Source organism: Enterobacter cloacae complex sp. SYL003 (assembly GCF_049236925.1).
In the GTDB taxonomy this organism is placed as follows: Bacteria; Pseudomonadota; Gammaproteobacteria; order Enterobacterales; family Enterobacteriaceae; genus Enterobacter; species Enterobacter intestinihominis.
Map to the genome: position 1 here is coordinate 178,885 of NZ_JBMKJK010000009.1, position 20,896 is coordinate 199,780.

A 20,896-nucleotide genomic window follows, 5' to 3' on the forward strand; every position below is an offset into this window, starting at 1 on the left:
GTTATGTTTGAAGCAGCACGCGTTGGTGATGATATCGGCCACTCCGGTGCGCTGGCCGGGATGATTGCCGGAACGATTGTCGGTGGCCTGATTGCCGCCGCCGGGGGCATTCTGGCGGGGGCCATGTTTATTGCCGGTCTCGGCGCATCCTGTCTTGGCGTGGGCGTCCTGCTCGTCGGCGCCAGCCTGGCCGTGGGATATTACACCGGGGAGCTGGCGACTGCCGCCAGGGACAGCATCGCCGACGCCGGGGCATCCAGCATGACGAAGAAAGGCGTCATCACCTCCGGCTCGCCCAACGTGTTTATCAACGGTAAACCCGCCGCGCTTGCCACCGATAGCACCGTCGACTGTTCTGACGACGGCTCGCAGCAGATGGCCGAAGGCTCTAAGCGAGTCTCCATTAACAGCCAGCCTGCGTCACGCATCGGGGATCGCACCACCTGCGACGCGAAGGTGATGACCGGTTCGGACAACGTCATTATCGGCGGCGATCCGCAGCAAACCCTGCCCATTCAGTCTGAAGTGCCCGAGTGGCTCTACAAGGTCTCCGATCTTACCCTGCTGTTCGCCGGGCTTCTCGGCGGCTGGGGCGGCGCCGCTGGCAAAGTCGGGGCGCTCTCTAAGCTGCTGGGCAAAATCCCCGGCATCAACAAGCTGGCCCGTATCGCCTGTCGCGCCGGCACGCTGATGACCGGCGTGGCGGCCGCGGGGATCATCGCCCGCCCGGTGGATATCGTCAGCGGACAGAAGTTTCTCAGCGGGGATGATGAGCTGGACTTCGTCCTGCCTTCCCGTCTTCCGTTGCGCTGGCAGCGCTACTGGCGCAGCGGCAATCCCGGCGACAGCGTGTTGGGCCGCGGATGGAGCCTGTTCTGGGAAAGCCGCCTGGAGCCTTATCAGGACGGCCTGGTGTGGCGCGCACCGTCCGGCGATTACGTCGCCTTCCCGAAGGTCCCGAAAGGGATGCGCTCCTACTGCGAAAGCGAAAAAAACTGGCTTGAACATCACCAGGACGACAGCTGGTCGGTGTATGACGTTAGCGGCGAGCGCTGGCACTATGCGCCGCTGCGGGATGATGCCCCGTCGCTGCTCCAGCGCCTCTCCGAACCCTGCGGCAACGATATCCTCTTTGAGTGGAATGCGGATAATACCCTGCATGCCCTGACCGACAGCGCGGGCCAGCGCGTGGTCTGCCGCTACGACCGCGACAGGCTCGTTGGCGCCTGGCTGGATGACGAGATCTGCCTGGTCAGTTACGCTTATGATGAACAGCGCCAGCTGGTCTCCGTGACCGGCCGGGGCGGTAGCGTGCGCCGACGCTTCAGCTGGCAGGACGGGCTGATGAGCGCCCATGAGGACGCCAACGGCCTGCTGAGCGAATACCGCTGGCGGGAGATTGACGGCCTGCCGCGCGTGGTCGGCTTCCGCCATAGCGGCGGCGAACGGCTGACGTTCGAATACGATTTTGAGAACGGCACCCGCCGCGCGACCCGCGAAGACGGCGCGCAGGCGCACTGGCTGGTGGATGACGACGACAACGTCGCGCGCTTCACGGATTACGACGGTCGCCAGACGACGTTTGTCTACCGCGACGGCGAGCTCTGCCACGTCATTCTGCCGGGCGGGGCGATGCGCCGCAGCACGTGGGACAAATACGGCCGCATGACCAGCGAGACGGACCCGGCGGGCCGCCGCACGGAGTATCACTGGCATCGCCTGACCGACCGCATCACCCGCACGGTGTACCCGGACGGTACCTCATCGCAGGCCATGTACGACCTTCGCGGTCGCCTGCTGTCGGAGACGGATCCGGCCGGTAGCACCACCGCGTATCGCTATCCCGATGATGAAGAATTCCTCCCGGAGAGCATCACCGACGCCATCGGCGGCGTGGTGCGCCTGGTCTGGAACCACCAGGGGCTGCTGACGCAGCGCACCGACTGCTCCGGCAGCGTCACCCGCTTCACCTACGACCGCTTCGGGCAACTGATTGCCAGCGAAGATGCAGAAGGGAATATCACGCGGCGGGAGTGGAGCCGTGCCGGGCTGCTGAGCGTCGTGATCCATCCGGATGGCAGCCGCGAGTCGCTGGTGTGGAACGAACGCGGCCAGCTCACTGGCTGGCGCGACCCGCTGGAAAGCGAGGTGAGCTGGGCCTATAACGCGCTCGGCCTCCCGGTCAGCCTTACCGACCGTATTGGCCGCGTGCGCCAGTGGCGCTACGACCCGCGCGGTAACCTGCTGCGGCTCGATAACGGCAACGGGGCGGAATACCGCTTCACCTACGACGCCGTGGGCCGCCCGCTCAGCGAAACGCGCCCGGATGAGACCGTGCGCCATATGGAATGGGACGCGCGAGGGTTCCTCTGCGTGCTCGAAGAAAACGGACGGCCTGCCGCCGACGGCGGTATCGCCCGTCGCGTCCAGCAGTTCAGCTATGACGACAGCGGGCTGCTGATCGGGCGCACTCAGCGCCACGCGGAGTACCGCTACTTCCGCGACCTGAGCGGCCAGATTACCCGCATCCGCCGCACGCCGACGGCCGAAGGCGTTGCCCTGGGTATCGAAAGCGATGAGATCGCTTACCGCCACGACGCCGCCGGGCGCGTGCTGAGCGAGTCCGGCATTAACGGCGCGGTGGGCTACGAATGGGATGCCCTGAGCAACCTGACCGGCCTGACGCTGCCCGGCGGGCAAAAGCTGGCCTGGCTGCACTACGGCTCCGGCCACGTCAGCGCCATCCGCTTCGGGCAGCAGCTGGTGACCGAGTTCACCCGCGACCGCCTGCACCGTGAGGTACGCCGCACTCAGGGCGCGCGCGAGCAGCTCCGCCAGTATGATAGCCTCGGCAGACGCACCCTGCAGCGCAGCGAACTGAGCACGGACGTGACCCTGCCGGAGCAGGCGCTACTGGAACGCCTGTATCGCTACACCGCACGCGGCGAGCTTTCCGGCGTCAGCGACACCCTGCGCGGTGAGGTGGATTACGGCTACGACGCCGAAGGGCGTCTGCTGAAGCACTACGAGGCCCGACAGGGACACAGCCGCGCGCAGTTCAGCTACGACGCCGCGGATAACCTCGCCGCCAGTGACGCTGCGGCACCGGTCACGGATAACCGCCTCCAGCACTGGCAGGCGCTGTTTATGAAATACGACTCCTGGGGCAACCTGGTCAGCCGCCGCAACGGGCTGTATGAACAGCATTATGCGTATGACGCCGAGAACCGTCTGGTATCCGCCCGCGGAACCGGGCCGGAAGGGCGGTTTGAGGCGCGCTACCACTACGACGCGCTGGGCCGCCGCACGCGCAAAATCGTCACCACGACGCACGGCACCACCGACACCCGCTTCCTGTGGCAGGGCTACCGTCTGCTGCAGGAGCAGCAGGAGAGCGGGCTGCGCAGCACCTATGTATACGACCCGAATGAAGCCTGGAGCCCGCTGGCACGGGTGGATCACCTTCGTGACCAGAGCAGCGGTGAGATTTACTGGTTCAGTACCGATCTGAACGGCGCGCCGCTGGAAGTGACCGACGAGCGCGGCGCGGTGCGCTGGAGCGGCCAGTACGGCAGCTTTGGCGAAGTGCGCCATCAGAGCGAAGGGTTCTCACGGCTTGTGAACCGCACGGCGATGGCACACCAGCCGCTTCGCTATGCCGGGCAGTACGCTGACGGTGAAACGGGGCTGCACTATAACCTGTTCCGCTACTACGACCCGCAGGTCGGGCGGTTTATTGTGCAGGATCCGATTGGGCTGAATGGCGGGTGGAACCTATATCAGTATGCGCCGAACCCGTTGGGGTGGATTGATCCGCTGGGTCTTGCTGCTTGTAATTCTTCTGGGCAAAACAGGAAGTTTTGGAAAAATGAACCAATAGAATTTAACGGAAATAAAGTTTATCAGCGGGATGATTTATTTGATCCTGAATTGATGACAACTTGGCGTGAAAAAGGAAAAGTTTTCAGGGGAACGAACGTAGAGCGAATGGCTACAGGCCGTGCACCTGTTGGATATGATGGAAATGCGGTTAATTTACATCATATGTTACAAACTCAAGATGGCCCAATTGCGGAGATGAGTCAAACATTCCATAAAACTAACCATGGAATAATACACATAAATCCAAACACAATCCCATCTGGTATAGATAGATCTGTATTTGATACATGGCGTAAACAATATTGGACAAACAGAGCGAGTGATTTCCTATGAGCAGAGAAGAATTAGTAGAGCTTTTTGATAAACATTCTGATTTAATCAACATGGGAACGTCTGAAGATTCTCCAGGAAGTGACTGGATCGATGCTGCAGAAAAAGCATTATCAGTGACTTTTCCTGCTAGCTATAAGTGGTTTTTAAACAATTATGGTGGCGGAGATATCTGTGGTGAGGAAATTTATAGTATTTACTGCCTGCCTTTTGATGAGGCGGTAGGTGGAGATATAGTATATCAAAATACTATAGCAAATGATAATTTGAAAAAAGGAAGAGTTGTTGTATCGAATACGGATTTTGGCGAAGAGTTCTTTTTTGATGCAAATGAAATGGAAAAAATATATGTATCATTAGGGGAGAATGTTCAACCCTATGCTGATAATTTTATTGTGTATCTCAAGAAACGATTGTTTGCATACATTTAATAACTGTATTTTTCCGTTCTAACTAAAACGCCGGGAAGTACTTTTTAATTTCCGGCTTGTTTTACCTATTAAGTTTAATATAACTACTACGCTCCTCGGATAGACTGTATATCGTACAGGATCCGATTGGGTTGAATGGTGGGTGGAATCTTTATCAGTATGCGCTGAATCCGCTGGGATGGTTTGCTCCGTGCAGGTTATGTAATGGTAATAGTGTCATAAGAGCGGTGACGCCTGAAAACGAGAGAGTATATGAGCGGATAAAACAATAAGAACAACACTTTAGCATAAAATAACGCCGGCCTAACATATATTGTAGGTGCTCCGCATTCGCGTGACTCTTAGATTTCCTCCACCAGAAGCCAGGCATCAGCAGAGTATTTACAAACGCCGTTTACTCGAAATGCTGATGCGGCGCATCAGGAAGTATTGATTTTTGGTGAGATTCCTCACGAAGCCATCATATTTAAATAGGTGATTTATGTTAAATGATGTAAAGAAAAAAATAATTGATAATGATTTTGTTAATAATGTTAGAATTAATATGGTTTTCAATGATGAACAGTATAATGACTTGGTTTCTAGTTTAGATGAGCTTGCTAACCTATTGAAAAATAATAACTCCATAGATAAAGAATTAGCTTTGTATTTATATACAATACCTCAAATGATAAGAAATGCATATGCTAGTTTTGATAAAGTGGAAAACAAACCAGATTTGGCTTTTAAATTAGAAGATGCATGGATAGAGTTAGACTCGCTAGTAATAAACTGTTTAAGCTAAAAAGAATGAAGACCGGGTGAGAAATTCGCCCGGCTTTGATATGATATAATCCTTTCTTGAACCACAAACATATAATTAATAATCCATCCTCTACTACGACCCGCAGATTGTGCGGTTTACTGAACAGGATCCGATTGGGTTATGTAGGGGATATGAAGTCAGAGGTAACAATCCATACCAGACGCGGGTTGATCCTCATCACCCCGGAAGACCTCATCATGCATTCTAAATAGATACCAGAACATTAGTATCAGGAATACTTATTTCAACTGCGATATAAGGGAATACCCAGAATTTTGGAGTCAATAATCTTATATGCATTGGGTTCCTTAAGTTAAAACAAGTTATAAAGAATAAAAGAAGTGGGACAGTTACCGAGAATAGATGAAACCCAGATTAAAGTATTTCCTGAGCAAGTGAATTATAAAGTAGATGCAATAATACATTAACATGTCGATTTTGTAACATATGATATACCCGCATCTGGATGTACTCATGTTGGCAATGGCGATGTTTGGCATACGAAATGAGAGTAATAATTGTGTTATTAACAATAAATGAAATTGAAGTTAAATTACATGAGAAGTTCTCTCCTTTTAATGGAGAGATGGATGATTTGATTTTGAAAAAAAGAATGGCGCCTGTAAATAATATCAAGCATTCGGAGGACAGACTTGGTGTAAATTTCCCAAAGGATTTTATTGAGTTTGTCAATAATTATGATATTGATAACTTCTCTTTGGGGAATATATCTTTCGGTCATGGTGATGATTATTTGGAGAAAATAGTCAGGATTAACAATGATGAGTTTAACCATTGGTGGATTGGCGAGCATAGACCAGATGGTGTGATATGTATCGCAATATCAGATCCTTATACTATCTTGCTTAATACTCACGATGGCAAAGTTTATGCTATTACAAGTGAACAAACGATGGATGGATGGGAATCGATAGCTGATACTTTTGAGCTATTTATCAGAGGTGTTGGTTCGCATTTTTTAAAAGCATGCCCGCTAACGGAAATTATAAATTCAACAGGGCCAAATGATATTTCTTTTTGGAATAGTATATAATCCCTTTTTAAGGGGAGTATCTCTTGGATATTTCCCGGTTTTTATTTATGAACAGCGTGCTACTAATAAAAGTTCTGTGGAATGAAAATTAATTCCCAAATTAGTTATTTTGATAGACGTTCAGGCCGGATTAAATTCTGTTCATATCAATATTGGAACGCATGCTATGTTGATAAATAAACTGGTTACAATATTAGCAGTATCTTTCGCCCCTTCAGATTCGGGGAAGGGAATGAAATGGCCACTGATTGAGGATGGTTTACCTTTCCCCTCTGATTATATTGAGTTTATAAATGAGTATGGTTCAGGTCGTATCGCGGACTTTATTGTTATTTTTAACCCATTTAGTAAAAATGAAGGTATCAATTTTTTTGAACAGTATAAATTAATTTTGGAAGAGCTTAATTATCTGATTGAGTCAGATAAGGGTTATTATAATTATCAATTGTATCCCAAGGGTAATGGATTGATTCCGTTAGGAGTTACCGATAATGGGGATTATCTATTCTGGGTGGTAAATTCTAAAGATAATAGTGAGTTATGGACCGTTGCTATTATTGCAGCACGATCACCAGAAGTTGAGTATTTTGATAGTGGGCTAACTGATTTTCTTGAGGGATTATTAAAAAACAAAATTAGATGTAAATCATTCCCTGATGATTTTCCCCCATCTGTTATCAAGTTCGAAAGCATTTGAAATAAGAATTCGGGATATTTTTCCCGACTTTATTACTACAATAAATTATGTATGTAAAAATTAATTGTAGTTTGTTTTTTTTGAGGTGGATTATCTAAGATCAAGGAATTATATACTAAGGATAGCTTATGCCTATTTCATGCGGTAAACCCAAAACAAAAGATGAACTTAGAATTTTGGAGGCGAAATTTAATTTCGGTTTGCCAGAAGATTATAAAGAATTCCTCAGGTTTAAAAATGGTTTTGTTGTAAAATCTCCAGATTTTTGTGAACTTGAGTACGAAGGTGTCGATGAAGGGGTTATAGCTTTTTATGCCCTTTTTGGAATAAATATGAAAAATCCTAATCACGACATTTTTCGTCAAAATAAGTGTTTTTTAAATGAACTTGATTTTATTGATGATAAATTAATCATCGGCGGTAATCCTGGAGGTAACTTTTACCTTATATTAAATGGTAGTGAAAGCCAAGGTGTGTATTATTGGGACAGAACACATCTACATGCAGATGATGATATCCAATATTTTGAGTTCGCTGAGCAAAATGAGTGTGGCAATATCTATAAAATTACTAATAGCTTTACTGAATTTCACAAGATAATTTGTAAGACTTCCCTTGATGCAGGAATGAATGTAACTGTTGATTTATGATGTTTCAAAATTAAGTCATATTAACAATATGATTATGGCTTGTTTTTAAATTTAGAGGTTATTAAATGGATAAATAGTAAAATAAGAGTATAACGTATGCTTGTATTCAAATCTTCATATTAAAGTCGACAGCATTGTTAGGTTTGGAAAATTAAATAAGTACGTTATAAAATAAACCATTTGACTTTTTATAATGATAGATTCTACTTATTTATTACCAGTGATGATACTAATAATATGAATAAAATGTTGATGATAATCCCGATCTCGTCGTTTCTGGCTACCAGATCTTGTAATGTGAAAAAGGACTCTGTGCATATCCGGCTCAGGCTTCGATTTTACGGCTGGAATAGATGATACCTATATAGTCGACCATAAAACAGTACTATGTGTAAGTAAGTTTCTGTGTTTAACCTGCTGTTTAAAAAGTAAAATAGTTATCGTGCAGATAGCTTAATTGATCAGGGTATGGCGGTAGCATGATTGTTTCATGCAAACCGCCACTTCCGCGACCCGAGCGGCCAGATTACCCGCATCCGCCGCACTCCGACGGCCGAAGGCGTTGCCCTGGGTATCGAAAGCGATGAGATCGCTTACCGCCACGACGCCGCCGGACGCGTGCTGAGCGAGTCCGGCATTAACGGCGAGGTGGGCTATGAATGGGATGCGATGAGCAACCTGACCGGCCTGACGCTGCCCGGCGAGCAAAAGCTGGCCTGGCTGCACTACGGCTCCGGCCACGTCAGCGCCATCCGCTTCGGGCAGCAGCTGGTGACCGAGTTCACCCGCGACCGCCTGCATCGCGAAGTGCGCCGCACCCAGGGCGCGCGCGAGCAGCTCCGTCAGTATGACAGTCTCGGCAGACGCACCCTGCAGCGCAGCGAATTGAGCACGGACGTGACCCTGCCGGAGCAGGCGCTACTGGAACGCCTGTACCGCTACACCGCGCGCGGTGAGCTTTCCGGCGTCAGCGATACACTGCGCGGTGAGGTGGACTACGGCTACGACGCCGAAGGGCGCCTGCTGAAGCACTACGAGGCCCGACAGGGGCACAGCCGCGCGCAGTTCAGCTATGACGCTGCGGATAACCTCGCCGCCAGTGACGCTGTGGTACCGGTTACGGATAACCGCCTGCAGCACTGGCAGGCGCTGTTTATGAAATACGACTACTGGGGCAACCTGGTCAGCCGCCGCAACGGGCTGTATGAACAGCATTACGCGTATGACGCCGAGAACCGGCTGGTATCCGCCCGCGGAACCGGGCCGGAAGGGCGGTTTGAGGCGCGCTATCACTACGACGCGCTGGGCCGCCGCACGCGCAAAATCGTCACCACGACGCACGGCACTACCGACACCCGCTTCCTGTGGCAGGGCTACCGTCTGCTGCAGGAGCAGCAGGAGAGCGGGCTGTGCAGCACGTATGTATACGACCCGAATGAAGCCTGGAGCCCGCTGGCGCGTGTGGATCACCTTCGTGACCAGAGCAGCGGTGAGATTTACTGGTTCAATACCGATCTGAACGGTGCTCCGCTGGAGGTCACAGACGAGCGCGGCGCGGTGCGCTGGAGCGGCCAGTACGGCAGCTTTGGCGAGGTGCGCCATCAGAGCGAAGGGTTCTCACGGTTGGTGAATCGCACGGCGATGGCACACCAGCCGCTTCGCTATGCCGGGCAGTACGCTGACGGTGAAACGGGGCTGCACTATAACCTGTTCCGCTACTACGACCCGCAGGTCGGGCGGTTTATTGTGCAGGATCCGATTGGGCTGAATGGCGGGTGGAACCTTTATCAGTATGCGCCGAACCCGTTGGGGTGGATTGATCCGCTGGGTCTTTCATGTACTGGTACAAACAGACGACAGGCTTTAAATAAAGCGAAAGACACCGCAGGTATCCCACGCTCTCAACAGCCAGAGAGACAATGGATTGTTGGAAGTGATAAGAGGAGAAGGGGAAGCACTAACTATCAATATTCAGAAGATCTTGGTTCTCATGGTAGATATTATGAATATACAGATGCTCAGGGGCATAAAAAGGTAGTTGTTGAGCATACCGCCGATCCAAGGGCTCCAGGTCCACATACACATGCTGGAAAATCTAAACCAGGCGCAGATCCTAGAACCTATGATTTTAAAGAGTCCAGGTATCAAAAGATTAATGTGCCTTCAACCAATGATCATCATATTTATTATGACTAGTAGAATTGAAGAAAAATTAATCATACATAGAGCAAAGGGATTTGCAAAAAGTATCGATGGGATTGACTCCTACTCTATCTCATTAGTGAATGAGAAGGGTTTTACTTGGCATCGTGAAGAGTTAAAAAGAGTTAACTCCATAAAAGATGAGATTGAAGGATTTCATTTTGAACAACCGGTTAATGTAAAGGAATTGGTCGAAAAAACGATAGATATATTACATGTGGATAACGAGGGTTCCTGTTGCTTTATCTATGAGGGTGTTGCCAGTGTATGTGTCCATGTGAAAGATTTTCGTTTATTTTTAGCAGGCCTTTTTAAAATAAATGATACTTATGACATATGTCTCCTTTTTAAAGATCCAGACAGGGTTTTTATTATCAGTGATGACGAGCATTCTTTAAGGATATATTACAAAAAAAATGATTTAAAGTCGGGGGGCATCTCCTCTGTCAGTTAGTTACATATTTAAAGATAGATTATTGATTTTGTTAATAGCTTAACCCACATCCTGTGGCAGGACTACCACCTGCTGCGGGAGCGGCAGGATTATGGACCGAATGAAGCCAGTTAGACGATTTGGGTAATATTTCAACGGACCCTAATTTAACCCATATGGGTATCCGAAATCCAGCTGATTACCCTGTTGTCAGAGGTCGACCTCCTGGGAGTGATAGATAATTATGAGCATTGAATATCATTTGATTGTAAACAGCTCTCACCAAGATGATATCTTCTTTGGAATTAAAGTTGTTTTCGAAAAGAGTGATTCATACATTTTGAGTCATTCTTCAGATAATGCATTTGGGTTTTCTATAAAAGATTCTTCATCTGATTGGGGGGCTGATTTCGAAATAGCAAAGAAAAAAGATGGATTTTTTATTCAAATTCACTCCGGCAATTATAAGAAAATTATGTCGGTAATAGAGAATTTCTCAACAATAAAGCAATTACTTTTGAGTTGGAAGAAGAGTAAATATATGCCGGGATTCTTCCCGGCAATTTTGTAGTTATTTTAATAAATTATTTTTTAGTGGTGATTTTTTTTAATTAATATGCTATCGCTATTGCTGAGTGATATTTATGAAGCTAAAAGTCTTATCCACTTCCCAGTTGAAAAGGTATAGCTTAGGTAATACAGGTCAAGCATTATATAGTCACGACCATTACAACACTTTCCTAGAGATCGGTCTGGGAGGATGGAAGTAATGAAAGTAATTACTTTATCTATTGACTTTAAAGAAATAAATGATGTTACAGAATTTCATGATAGGGTTAAGCACTTGTTTGGCTTTCCTGATTTCTATGGTAATAATTTCCATGCATTCATAGATTGCCTGACTAGTTTGCGATTCCCAGAAGAGGGGATGACATCTTTAAACTTAAAGCAAGACGAGTTTTTATTACTTAAGATAAGTAATATCAACAATTTGAATGAGGGATTGAAGCATGATTTTCTTTTGTCAATTCAAGAGGTAAATAATAGAAGTATTTTATTTGGTGAGGAGCCAACTATCTTTTTATTGCTTTGTGCACAACATAAGTGAAATATGGCGGGCGAAAAGAAAAATTCGCCTGTTTTTTATTAATTGATATTATTCTGAACGGAAGTATGTTGCGAAAAGTATATTTTTCATTCACTATGTGGAGTGTAATCATAGATACTTTAGGGAGGGCTGATGAGAGGGATTAAAGAGGCGTTGAAGCAACTAGCCGCTATTTGTAATGAATACTCGGTATCCGGAAATTTCAATACCGTTAATGACTTGGACAATGCATTTCCAACCAACCTACCTCGTTCCACAGATGTTGATTACTTATATAAAAATTACAATCCGGAAAAATTAAACATTGAAACAGGCTTCACGCCAATTAAAATTCACTCTATCAGTGAGCTCTCGAAGGCTCAAAGTGGTTATGAATACTTACCGGATAATTATCTTGTTATTGGTGATGATTTAGGTGGAGGTAAACCTTTAATTGCGGTTATCGAAGAAGGGAATACCTCTGTCTATGCTAGTTATGATGTAATTGAACCATTTAAAATAGCTAGCAGTCTCTCTGGATTTATATTTTCATTAGCTGAGCTTATTGATTTGGTATATGGTCAATACGGTATCTTTGATATAGCAGATGATAATGACGAAGTGAAAGGTGACTTTATTGATGAGTTGCGGAAAAGAATTGCGCCTCTTATCGGTAATGAAGGTTTTAATGCATTCTATGATTATTTTTATGGCTAGGGTACATGTTTTTTATTTAAATAAATGAATGGGATATGCCTCGCTTGTCAGATTGTTCGCCGCTTTGATGGCTGCTGCAAAGTTCATTCTTTCGTTCTCCGGTAGAGGTACGTGAGCTTGTCATACTCTGCGTGAGTGCTGGTGTGTTTGATGAAGAGCTTTCCGCGCTCAAAATCAGTAAATAACATTACTCTTAAATACCCGCCACCTACGTCAATGACCCACCATTTTTCCCGGTATTTCATCCTCTCCCGGCTGGGGAAGCGCTTTCGCATGTCGTCTGGTGATGGGTAGTGGTCTCCTTTTAGTACCCAGTAAAGATCTTCCAGAGCGAGTTCTTGAATAGGAAAATGTCTGGTGGCCGCGTCGAAAGCGCTCTTGAGACTGCGGGCATTTTTGCCCCTTGTTTCCAGATTGGAAACATTTAAGGTGGTGGTCGGCGGGTTGAGAATGTGGGAATTGTCATGGATTGCAGTTTTCATTTGCTCGTGATAAAGGCGATCATTTAATGAGTGTGAACACTGTAAGAGGTGACTGTGAAAGAAATGTCCACTTTGTGCCAGGAGCGGACATTGTTATTAATAGCAGCAGACGCCAGCCGGACTCTCTCGTCTTACAGCACTTCAACCACTTCAAATTCTTCTGCGATCAACTCCATATCTTTAGAAAAATGACCTTCGCGGGTAAAAAATCGCTGATGCTCATTTCGCCAGTATTGAAGGCTTAAATCGCCTTCACCTTCTTTGCGGGCAAACTCCTCAGTCACATCACAAAAACGCACCAGTCGCATTGAAACCAGCCGGGTCACGCAGACCGGGGCATTCAGGCCATCAAGGATAATGTTATAGCTTCCAATCCTCGGGGCAGACTTTTCTTGCTGGTAAGAGGCAAAGGATCCGCAGGAGGCCGTTTTAATCCCTTTTTTAATCAGGTCCGCAAGCTCGCTGGCCAGTTCCGGGCTGTCTCCCATTTGCCAGGCATCTGCGCCTGGATACTTTACTTTTAATACCTCAACAGTAGCCATTAAGAGCCCTTTTTAATCGTCGATGAAAAATGTCATACAGAGTTTTAACATGAACTTTCCGGACATTAACATTGATGCTTTCCCTCTGCTACTTTGTCCGCTCTTCGCTCTTACCAGACATTCAAAAACAACATTAAATTTTGCGTAAGGCCGGGGATCAGCTTCTTACCCAGCAGAACTCCGGCCTCCCATCACCCGCCTCAGTGCGTCGTTATATACGGCTCCTTCACAAACTCTGCCAGCAGCCAGACCATATCATGCAGTAGCCCGGTGAGTTCTTTCGCCACGCTCGCAGGCAGTGTCCCGCCCATCACCGCCAGCGTTAATGCCACGGCATAATCCACCTGCAACACCGTTTCCTGCCAGCAGTCCGGCACGCAGGAAGTAATCTTTTCACCTGCAATCAATTGCTCAACCAGATACGACGGAAGCTCTGAGTCACAGCACTCACGCAGCCGCTTCAGCGCGGCCAGCAATCGCTTGCAGAGCGTGGCAAACATCACTGCGTCGTCAGTTTCCACCAGCACGCTAACATACGCGGCGCAGGTATCAGCCAGCTCGAAAAGATCCGCAAAATCGGAAATTGAAGCGTTGATGAGCTGATGAACAGCGCTTTCTTCAGAGAGCGCATAAGAAAAGTTAGGTGTAGTAGCCATTTAGCATCCTCGTTGTGCAGAAAAGTGTCATGTTATGCTAACGGGTTCCTACGCCCGGTTACGGATGTTCCGCAACGCAGGCACTTTACGACCGTGAAGAAGGGATGAAAAGGGATAACCCTGAATTACATAAGGTTGCTTGCAGGTTTGCGAGGCGGCTTCCAGAAGGGGATTGCCGCGTGGCGGCTACGCCCGACCCGGCCTCCAAAACCACCGCGATACGACCCGTAGGCCCGCGCAAGCGCAGCGCCGCCGGGCCCAGTTTGCACTGCGATTACGTCTTACGCAGACCTTTTCATTTTGAGCATCCCTTCTAATAACGTCTGCGTGGCGCGGGAGGATTTTCCCGCCTGTGAACAAAACACCCCAAACTCCCGGCACAGTGAAAGCGTAGACATTTTGTAGTACATGGTAGACCTCAAGCCAGAACGATGTCTGGCACCGCGACCAGCCATCCGGGCGTTTAAATGGTTAAAATAAATAATAATAATCATTGCGCAATAAATTTCGCTGTGTCTTAATAGCGTCATCGGTTTGGAATACAGACCTTATGAAAGCAGTTTTAGTAAAGCAGTCCTCAGTTCAGGTGTTATCAGTAGATACTCCTTCTTCGTGAGCCTCCTCCTAAGTGCCAAATAAGTAACTCTCGAAATACAGGCCATCATCGCCGCGCTTATGTGGCTCATAAATTAAGGATTTATCTATGTCTAATAAAATGACTGGTTTAGTAAAATGGTTCAACGCAGATAAAGGTTTCGGCTTTATCACCCCTGACGACGGCAGCAAAGATGTATTCGTACACTTCTCTGCAATTCAGAGCGACAACTTCAAAACGCTTGATGAAGGTCAGAAAGTTTCCTTTACCATTGAGAATGGCGCAAAAGGTCCAGCAGCTGGAAACGTTTCTCCACTGTAACCCGCGCTAAATATCAGTGCGGCGTACGATAGCGATGAAGACAATAGTCCGAGCAGTTAAGCTGTACTGATAAAAATTAACCCGCACCTGTGCGGGTTTTTTATTTTTAAAGGGTAATGGTACTGAGTTTTATATGGCAGCCTGCCCATACTCCCTTCAAATTCAGCCTCAAAAACTGCTTCGCAATAAATTGAGCATCAATACAGTCCGCAGTTTCTGAAAAGGTTCATCCCTGCTCCCGTTCCCCCTCGCTCATCATCGCCAGAAACCGTTTCACCGTCCGTGAGCGTTCAAAGCGCCGCCAGCAGAGCGCGATATCGGTATAAAGCGCCGGTGAGCTCAGCGCGTGGTAGGTGACATTCGGCGGAGAAATAGCGGCCATCGATTTCGGCACCAGCGCGAACCCGCCGCCAGCGGAGACCATGCTCAGAGAAGAGGAAAGTTGTGAAGATTGCAGCGTGTGTTGCATATCGACTCCGGCCCGCTCGCAGCTGCCGTAAACGCGGTCATACAGCCCCGGCGCGACCTCCTGGGGGAACAGCACCACCGGTGTCTCCCGAAGCTGCTCTAACGCCAGCGAATCGCACGCAGCCAGAGGATGATCGCGATGCAGCGCCACCACCATCGGCTCCCGGTCGAGGATTTTTAGCTCGAACACCTTGCTGCTTTCGCACGGCAGGCGCACAAAGGCGATATCCAGTTCACCCTCCGCCAGCATTGTCGTCAGCGAAGACATATTGGCTTCCACCTGGTGAACCTGCACCGCCATGTTCTGCACCTGAAACTGACGAATCAGCGCGAAAATTTTGGGATGAAAGGCGTCGGAGCTGGTGATGCCAATCGACAGGCTGCCGTTCAGGCCGCGCGCGATGCCCCGGGCTTTCTCCAGCGCGGCGTCGCTCAGCGCCAGGATCTTACAGGCGTCCTCATAGAAGGCTTCTCCCGCCTCGGTCAGCTCCACGCCCCGCGTCAGGCGCCTGAACAGCGGTGTGCCCACTTCCTCCTCAAGCCGTTTAATCTGCTGGCTCAGTGGAGGCTGTGAAATACCCAGCGCTTTGGCCGCCCTGGTGAAGTGTCGCTCGCGTGCAACCGCGACAAAATAGCGCAGATAACGAAGTTCCATATCAAAAACGTCTCAAACCAGCATGGATTCTATATTGGAACTCTCTGCTGAATCGGGTCAACATTTATTTAACCTTTATAAATAAAGTTGAAGAGGACGGGCATGATGATGCATTCATCTGCATGCGACTGTGAGGCGAGTTTATGCGAGACCCTGCGTGGGTTCTCGGCTCAGCATCCTGACAGCGTGATCTATCAGACATCGCTAATGAGCGCCCTGCTAAGCGGCGTCTACGAAGGGGAGACGACGATCGCCGACCTGCTGGCACACGGTGATTTTGGTCTCGGCACCTTTAACGAGCTGGACGGTGAAATGATTGCCTTCAGCAGCCAGGTGTACCAGCTGCGCGCCGACGGCAGCGCCCGCGCCGCTAAGCCGGAGCAAAAAACGCCGTTCGCGGTGATGACCTGGTTCCAGCCGCAGTACCGCAAAACCTTTAACGGTCCGGTCAGCCGTCAGCAGATCCACGACGTGATCGACCAGCAGATCCCCTCCGATAACCTGTTCTGCGCGCTGCGCATCGATGGCAACTTCCGCCATGCGCATACCCGCACCGTTCCGCGCCAGACGCCGCCGTACCGGGCGATGACCGACGTGCTGGACGACCAGCCGGTGTTCCGCTTTAACCAGCGCGAGGGCGTGCTGGTCGGGTTCCGCACCCCGCAGCATATGCAGGGCATCAACGTGGCGGGCTATCACGAGCACTTTATCACCGACGACCGTCAGGGCGGCGGCCATCTGCTCGACTATCAGCTGGAGAGCGGCGTGCTCACCTTCGGCGAAATCCACAAGCTGATGATTGACCTGCCCGCCGACAGCGCGTTTTTACAGGCCAACCTGCACCCCAGCAACCTTGATGCGGCTATCCGCGCCGTCGAAAACTAACAGGAGAACTACCGTGAACAGTGAGAAACAGTCACGTCAGTGGGCGCACGGCGCCGATATGGTTGTCGGCCAGCTGGAAGCGCAGGGTGTGAAGCAGGTGTTCGGGATCCCGGGCGCAAAAATCGACAAGGTCTTTGACTCTCTGCTGGACTCCTCCATCGAGATTATCCCGGTGCGTCACGAGGCGAACGCGGCGTTTATGGCGGCAGCGGTAGGGCGGTTAACCGGCAAGGCCGGAGTCGCGCTGGTCACCTCCGGGCCGGGCTGCTCCAATCTGATCACCGGCATCGCCACCGCCAACAGCGAAGGCGACCCGGTCGTCGCGCTGGGCGGGGCGGTGAAGCGGGCGGATAAAGCCAAGCTGGTGCACCAGAGCATGGACACTGTCGCCATGTTCAGCCCGGTGACCAAATACGCCGTCGAAGTCAATTCGCCTGACGCGATTGCTGAGGTGGTATCGAACGCGTTTCGCGCTGCCGAGCAGGGCAGGCCGGGCGGGGCGTTTGTCAGCCTGCCGCAGGATATTGTCGACCAGCCCACCACGGGAGCGATTTTACCCGCCAGCGGCCCGGCGCTGATGGGCCCGGCACCGGAGTCCGCCATTAACGACGTGGCGAAGCTTATCGAGAACGCCAAAAACCCGGTCATTTTACTCGGCCTGATGGCCAGCCAGCCCGCCAACAGCGCCGCGCTGCGCACGCTGCTGGAGAAAAGCCGCATTCCGGTCACCAGCACTTATCAGGCCGCCGGGGCGGTGAATCAGGAACACTTCACCCGCTTCGCCGGGCGCGTCGGCCTGTTCAACAACCAGGCCGGAGATCGGTTGCTGCATCTGGCGGATCTGATTATCTGCATCGGCTACAGCCCGGTGGAATACGAGCCGTCCATGTGGAACAGCGGCGATGCCACGCTGGTGCACATTGACGTGCTGCCCGCCTATGAGGAGCGCAAGTATGTTCCCGATCTGGAACTGGTCGGGGATATTGCCGCCACGCTGAATCTGCTTGCCAGCCGAATCGAGCACAAACTTGAACTCAGCCAGCGCGCCTCGGAAATTCTTGTCGATCGCCAGCATCAGCGTGACCTCCTCGACCGTCGCGGCGCATCGCTAAACCAGTTTGCCCTGCATCCGCTGCGCATCGTGCGCGCCATGCAGGACATCGTGAATAACGACGTAACGCTCACCGTCGATATGGGCAGCTTCCACATCTGGATCGCCCGCTACCTCTACAGCTTCCGCGCGCGTCAGGTGATGATCTCCAACGGTCAGCAGACCATGGGCGTGGCGCTGCCGTGGGCGATTGGCGCGTGGCTGGTCAACCCGGGGCGCAAGGTGGTGTCGGTCTCCGGGGACGGCGGATTTTTGCAGTCGAGCATGGAGCTGGAAACCGCTGTGCGCCTCAATGCCAACGTGCTGCACATCATCTGGGTGGATAACGCCTACAACATGGTGGCGATCCAGGAAGAGAAAAAATACCAGCGTCTCTCCGGCGTGGAGTTTGGCCCGGTCGATTTTAAAGCCTATGCCGACGCCTTCGGTGCGAAAGGCTTTGCCGTCGAGAGCGCCGACGCGCTCGAACCGACGCTGCGTGCCGCAATGGATGTCGATGGCCCGGCCGTGGTGGCCATTCCCGTCGACTACAGCGATAACCCGCTGCTGATGGGCCAGCTCCATCTCAGCCAGATTTTGTGAATCAATATAAGGACAGAGAAATGCAAAAAGTGGCTCTCGTAACCGGCTCCGGCCAGGGGATTGGCAAAGCGATCGCGCTTCGCCTGGTGAAGGACGGCTTTGCCGTCGCTATTGCGGATTACAACGAAGAGACGGCGAAAGCGGTCGCGGATGAGATCACCCGCAACGGCGGGAAAGCCGTCGCCGTGAAGGTGGACGTCTCTGACCGCGACCAGGTGTTTGCGGCGGTGGAAAAAGCCCGCACCGCGCTGGGCGGCTTCAACGTCATCGTCAATAACGCCGGGGTGGCGCCGTCCACGCCAATCGAATCCATCACGCCGGAAATTGTCGACAAGGTCTACAACATCAACGTGAAAGGGGTGATCTGGGGCATTCAGGCCGCGATTGACGCGTTCCGCAAAGAGGGGCACGGCGGCAAAATCATCAACGCCTGCTCCCAGGCGGGCCATACCGGCAACCCGGAACTGGCGGTGTACAGCTCCAGCAAGTTCGCGGTGCGTGGCTTAACCCAGACCGCCGCGCGGGATCTCGCGCCGCTGGGGATCACCGTTAACGCCTATTGCCCGGGCATCGTCAAAACGCCGATGTGGGCGGAGATCGACCGTCAGGTCTCCGAGGCGGCGGGTAAACCGCTCGGCTACGGAACGGAAACCTTTGCCAAACGCATCACGCTTGGCCGTTTGTCCGAACCGGAAGATGTGGCCGCCTGCGTCTCTTACCTCGCCGGACCAGACTCCGACTACATGACCGGTCAGTCGCTGCTGATTGATGGTGGGATGGTGTTCAACTAAATTCTAATAAGCTCTGACATGAACTTTCCCCTGCTCCCGTGCAGGGGCTTTTTTTTGTCTCCTCAGCCATTGTGCATTACACTGCGCGCTGCAAAACTTTAGTCTTAAGATCTGACAGGCGGTAACAGCGATGAACGGTACAATCACAACGTGGTTTAAAGATAAAGGCTTCGGATTTATCAAAGATGAAAACGGCGACAACCGCTATTTTCACGTGATTAAGGTCGCCAACCCTGATCTGATTAAGAAAGATGCGGCGGTGACCTTCGAACCCACCACAAACACCAAAGGCCTTTCCGCGTATGCGGTGAAGGTGATCCCGGAGAGCAAGCATCTTTATATCGCGGGCGAGCGCGTGAAGCTCACCTCGATCAAATCCTTCGTGGTGTTCAGCGAAGAAGAGCCCGTTGAGACCAAAATCGACAAAGAGAACGCGGTGCTGTCGGTGGGGCTACTGATGAACAGCATCAAGCCGAAAAGTGAGAAAAAACCGGGCGAGATGCGCACGGTGAAGAAGCTGGCGATCACCACCTTCCAGAACACGACGATGATCTTCACCGAAGATGAAATCGACATCGACGCGACGGTTAAGCTGCTGAAGTAATTTTATGCCGGGTGGCGGCTACGCGTTACCCGGCCTGCACGTTCTTCCTTTTCGACCGCTTTTTAACCTGCTATAACAAACTCCTTACCTTGCAGGGAGTCACCGCCGTGCCCGAAATCAATCAACATGGTCAAACCGTTAACGATATCGTCCCCGACTGGAAATGTGCTCGAGCGCTAACTCGCACGCCGCTAACCGGCCAGTATTGTCGTCTGGAACCGTTGGACGCAGAACGCCACGCGGCGGATCTGTTTGAAGCTTACGCACTGGGCGATGACAGCGACTGGACGTGGCTTGCCAGCACCCAGCCTGTGAGCGTTGAGGCTACTGCGCACTGGGTGCTTGGAAAGGTGCTGGATGACGACCTGGTGCCCTTTGCCGTTATCGATCTGCGCACCGAAAAGGCGGTAGGGCTGGTGAGCTATATGGCGATTGAACGCTTTCTGGGATCGGTGGAAATTGGCCACGTCACCTGGTCGCGCAAGATGAAAGGCACCCGCATTGGCACCGAAGCGGTGTGGCTACTGCTGAAAAACGCCTTTGAGCATAAATATCGTCGGCTGGAGTGGAAGTGCGATTCGATGAACACCGCCTCGCGCAATGCGGCGGAGCGGCTGGGGTTTGTCTGGGAAGGGCGCCTGCGCCAGAAGCTGGTGCGCAAAGGACGCAACCGCGACAGCGATATGCTCTCTATTATTGACGGCGAGTGGCCGGAAAGGGACGCGGAGTTGCGCGCCTGGCTGGCGGCGGAGAATTTTGACGCGGAAGGGCGGCAGGTCAGGCGGTTAGAGAAATTTCGAAAATAATTTTCCCTCACCCTAACCCTCTCCCAAAGGGCTGAGGGATCCCCAGTAATTTTTTTATGCAGAAGCAATAAAGTTGCTTTCTAAATGACTGAGGGCTGTCAGCGATGCCC

At 50.8% G+C, this 20,896-nt stretch carries 20 protein-coding genes and 2 pseudogenes; 18 read left to right on the forward strand and 4 right to left on the reverse strand.

All coding sequences use genetic code 11. The annotated features are described in order from the left end of the window. Nucleotides 1–3: 3 nt before the first annotated feature. The 12 genes and pseudogenes from ACOT1A_RS13820 (at nucleotide 4) to ACOT1A_RS13875 (ending at nucleotide 12,288) form a co-directional block, all read left to right on the forward strand. Complete coding sequence (locus tag ACOT1A_RS13820; protein WP_105322524.1) at nucleotides 4–4,215, forward strand: RHS repeat-associated core domain-containing protein; 4,212 nt, start codon at nucleotides 4–6, stop codon at nucleotides 4,213–4,215. After that, entirely contained in the window at nucleotides 4,212–4,643 is a 432-nt protein-coding gene (locus ACOT1A_RS13825) for an SMI1/KNR4 family protein (protein ID WP_023299524.1), read from the forward strand. The genes ACOT1A_RS13820 and ACOT1A_RS13825 overlap by 4 nt, the downstream gene beginning before the upstream one ends. Nucleotides 4,644–4,750: 107 nt before the next feature. After that, nucleotides 4,751–5,117, forward strand: a pseudogene (locus ACOT1A_RS13830) (hypothetical protein); the annotation flags it as partial. Nucleotides 5,118–5,124: 7 nt separating this feature from the next. Then, nucleotides 5,125–5,427: a hypothetical protein gene (locus ACOT1A_RS13835; protein WP_063147972.1), complete on the forward strand. Its 303-nt coding sequence runs from the start codon at nucleotides 5,125–5,127 to the stop codon at nucleotides 5,425–5,427. 514 nt (nucleotides 5,428–5,941) lie between these two features. Continuing rightward, nucleotides 5,942–6,502 (forward strand): SMI1/KNR4 family protein, encoded by a 561-nt coding sequence (locus ACOT1A_RS13840; protein WP_232934582.1) that lies wholly within the window; start codon nucleotides 5,942–5,944, stop codon nucleotides 6,500–6,502. 232 nt (nucleotides 6,503–6,734) lie between these two features. After that, the gene (locus tag ACOT1A_RS13845) at nucleotides 6,735–7,199 is read left to right on the forward strand and encodes an SMI1/KNR4 family protein (RefSeq protein WP_256145864.1); all 465 of its coding nucleotides are present in this window, start codon (nucleotides 6,735–6,737) and stop codon (nucleotides 7,197–7,199) included. A 128-nt stretch (nucleotides 7,200–7,327) separates the two neighbouring features. Beyond that, nucleotides 7,328–7,849: an SMI1/KNR4 family protein gene (locus ACOT1A_RS13850; RefSeq protein WP_105322526.1), complete on the forward strand. Its 522-nt coding sequence runs from the start codon at nucleotides 7,328–7,330 to the stop codon at nucleotides 7,847–7,849. A 498-nt stretch (nucleotides 7,850–8,347) separates the two neighbouring features. Beyond that, nucleotides 8,348–10,045 (forward strand): annotated as a pseudogene (locus ACOT1A_RS13855) (RHS repeat-associated core domain-containing protein); the annotation flags it as partial. Next, a complete protein-coding gene (locus ACOT1A_RS13860; RefSeq protein WP_123906466.1) occupies nucleotides 10,038–10,505 on the forward strand; it encodes a hypothetical protein in 468 nt (155 codons plus the stop codon). The pseudogene ACOT1A_RS13855 and the gene ACOT1A_RS13860, both read left to right, overlap by 8 nt. 223 nt (nucleotides 10,506–10,728) lie before the next feature. Continuing rightward, nucleotides 10,729–11,055 (forward strand): hypothetical protein, encoded by a 327-nt coding sequence (locus ACOT1A_RS13865; RefSeq protein ID WP_105322528.1) that lies wholly within the window; start codon nucleotides 10,729–10,731, stop codon nucleotides 11,053–11,055. Nucleotides 11,056–11,253: 198 nt separating this feature from the next. Next, nucleotides 11,254–11,592 (forward strand): barstar family protein, encoded by a 339-nt coding sequence (locus tag ACOT1A_RS13870; RefSeq protein ID WP_105322529.1) that lies wholly within the window; start codon nucleotides 11,254–11,256, stop codon nucleotides 11,590–11,592. A 132-nt stretch (nucleotides 11,593–11,724) separates the two neighbouring features. Beyond that, nucleotides 11,725–12,288 carry a hypothetical protein gene (locus ACOT1A_RS13875; protein ID WP_023299532.1) on the forward strand — a complete coding sequence of 188 codons (564 nt, stop codon included), beginning with the start codon at nucleotides 11,725–11,727 and terminating at the stop codon, nucleotides 12,286–12,288. An 83-nt stretch (nucleotides 12,289–12,371) separates the two neighbouring features. Here the strand turns inward: ACOT1A_RS13875 and ACOT1A_RS13880 are convergent, their stop codons facing one another. The 3 genes from ACOT1A_RS13880 to ACOT1A_RS13890 all read right to left on the reverse strand — a co-directional run bounded on the left by ACOT1A_RS13880 (nucleotide 12,372) and on the right by ACOT1A_RS13890 (nucleotide 13,968). Next, nucleotides 12,372–12,701, reverse strand: coding sequence for a type II toxin-antitoxin system HigB family toxin (locus ACOT1A_RS13880; protein WP_032671566.1), 330 nt, complete (start codon nucleotides 12,699–12,701; stop codon nucleotides 12,372–12,374). Between the two features lie 200 nt (nucleotides 12,702–12,901). Next, on the reverse strand, nucleotides 12,902–13,312 hold the full coding sequence (locus ACOT1A_RS13885; protein WP_023299534.1) for an ASCH domain-containing protein: 411 nt from the start codon (nucleotides 13,310–13,312) through the stop codon (nucleotides 12,902–12,904). Between the two features lie 200 nt (nucleotides 13,313–13,512). After that, nucleotides 13,513–13,968, reverse strand: coding sequence for a hypothetical protein (locus tag ACOT1A_RS13890; RefSeq protein ID WP_023299535.1), 456 nt, complete (start codon nucleotides 13,966–13,968; stop codon nucleotides 13,513–13,515). Between the two features lie 703 nt (nucleotides 13,969–14,671). Here ACOT1A_RS13890 and cspE point away from each other — a divergent pair. Then, nucleotides 14,672–14,884: a transcription antiterminator/RNA stability regulator CspE gene (gene cspE / locus ACOT1A_RS13895; protein ID WP_022647355.1), complete on the forward strand. Its 213-nt coding sequence runs from the start codon at nucleotides 14,672–14,674 to the stop codon at nucleotides 14,882–14,884. Nucleotides 14,885–15,110: 226 nt separating this feature from the next. Here the strand turns inward: cspE and ACOT1A_RS13900 are convergent, their stop codons facing one another. Then, nucleotides 15,111–16,007, reverse strand: a complete 897-nt coding sequence (locus ACOT1A_RS13900) for a LysR family transcriptional regulator (RefSeq protein ID WP_063163431.1) — start codon at nucleotides 16,005–16,007, stop codon at nucleotides 15,111–15,113. Nucleotides 16,008–16,112: 105 nt separating this feature from the next. Between ACOT1A_RS13900 and budA the strand changes: the two genes are divergently transcribed. The 5 genes from budA to ACOT1A_RS13925 all read left to right on the forward strand — a co-directional run bounded on the left by budA (nucleotide 16,113) and on the right by ACOT1A_RS13925 (nucleotide 20,786). Beyond that, nucleotides 16,113–16,892 carry an acetolactate decarboxylase gene (gene budA / locus ACOT1A_RS13905; RefSeq protein ID WP_088581799.1) on the forward strand — a complete coding sequence of 260 codons (780 nt, stop codon included), beginning with the start codon at nucleotides 16,113–16,115 and terminating at the stop codon, nucleotides 16,890–16,892. Then, entirely contained in the window at nucleotides 16,864–18,585 is a 1,722-nt protein-coding gene (alsS, locus tag ACOT1A_RS13910; RefSeq protein WP_152811382.1) for an acetolactate synthase AlsS, read from the forward strand. Before budA ends, alsS begins: the two co-directional genes overlap by 29 nt. Before the next feature lie 20 nt (nucleotides 18,586–18,605). After that, nucleotides 18,606–19,376, forward strand: coding sequence for a (S)-acetoin forming diacetyl reductase (locus ACOT1A_RS13915; RefSeq protein WP_022647359.1), 771 nt, complete (start codon nucleotides 18,606–18,608; stop codon nucleotides 19,374–19,376). 130 nt (nucleotides 19,377–19,506) lie between these two features. Then, nucleotides 19,507–19,980 (forward strand): cold-shock protein, encoded by a 474-nt coding sequence (locus ACOT1A_RS13920; RefSeq protein WP_022647360.1) that lies wholly within the window; start codon nucleotides 19,507–19,509, stop codon nucleotides 19,978–19,980. Nucleotides 19,981–20,087: 107 nt separating this feature from the next. Then, nucleotides 20,088–20,786, forward strand: a complete 699-nt coding sequence (locus ACOT1A_RS13925) for a GNAT family N-acetyltransferase (protein WP_105323037.1) — start codon at nucleotides 20,088–20,090, stop codon at nucleotides 20,784–20,786. Nucleotides 20,787–20,896: the final 110 nt, after the last annotated feature.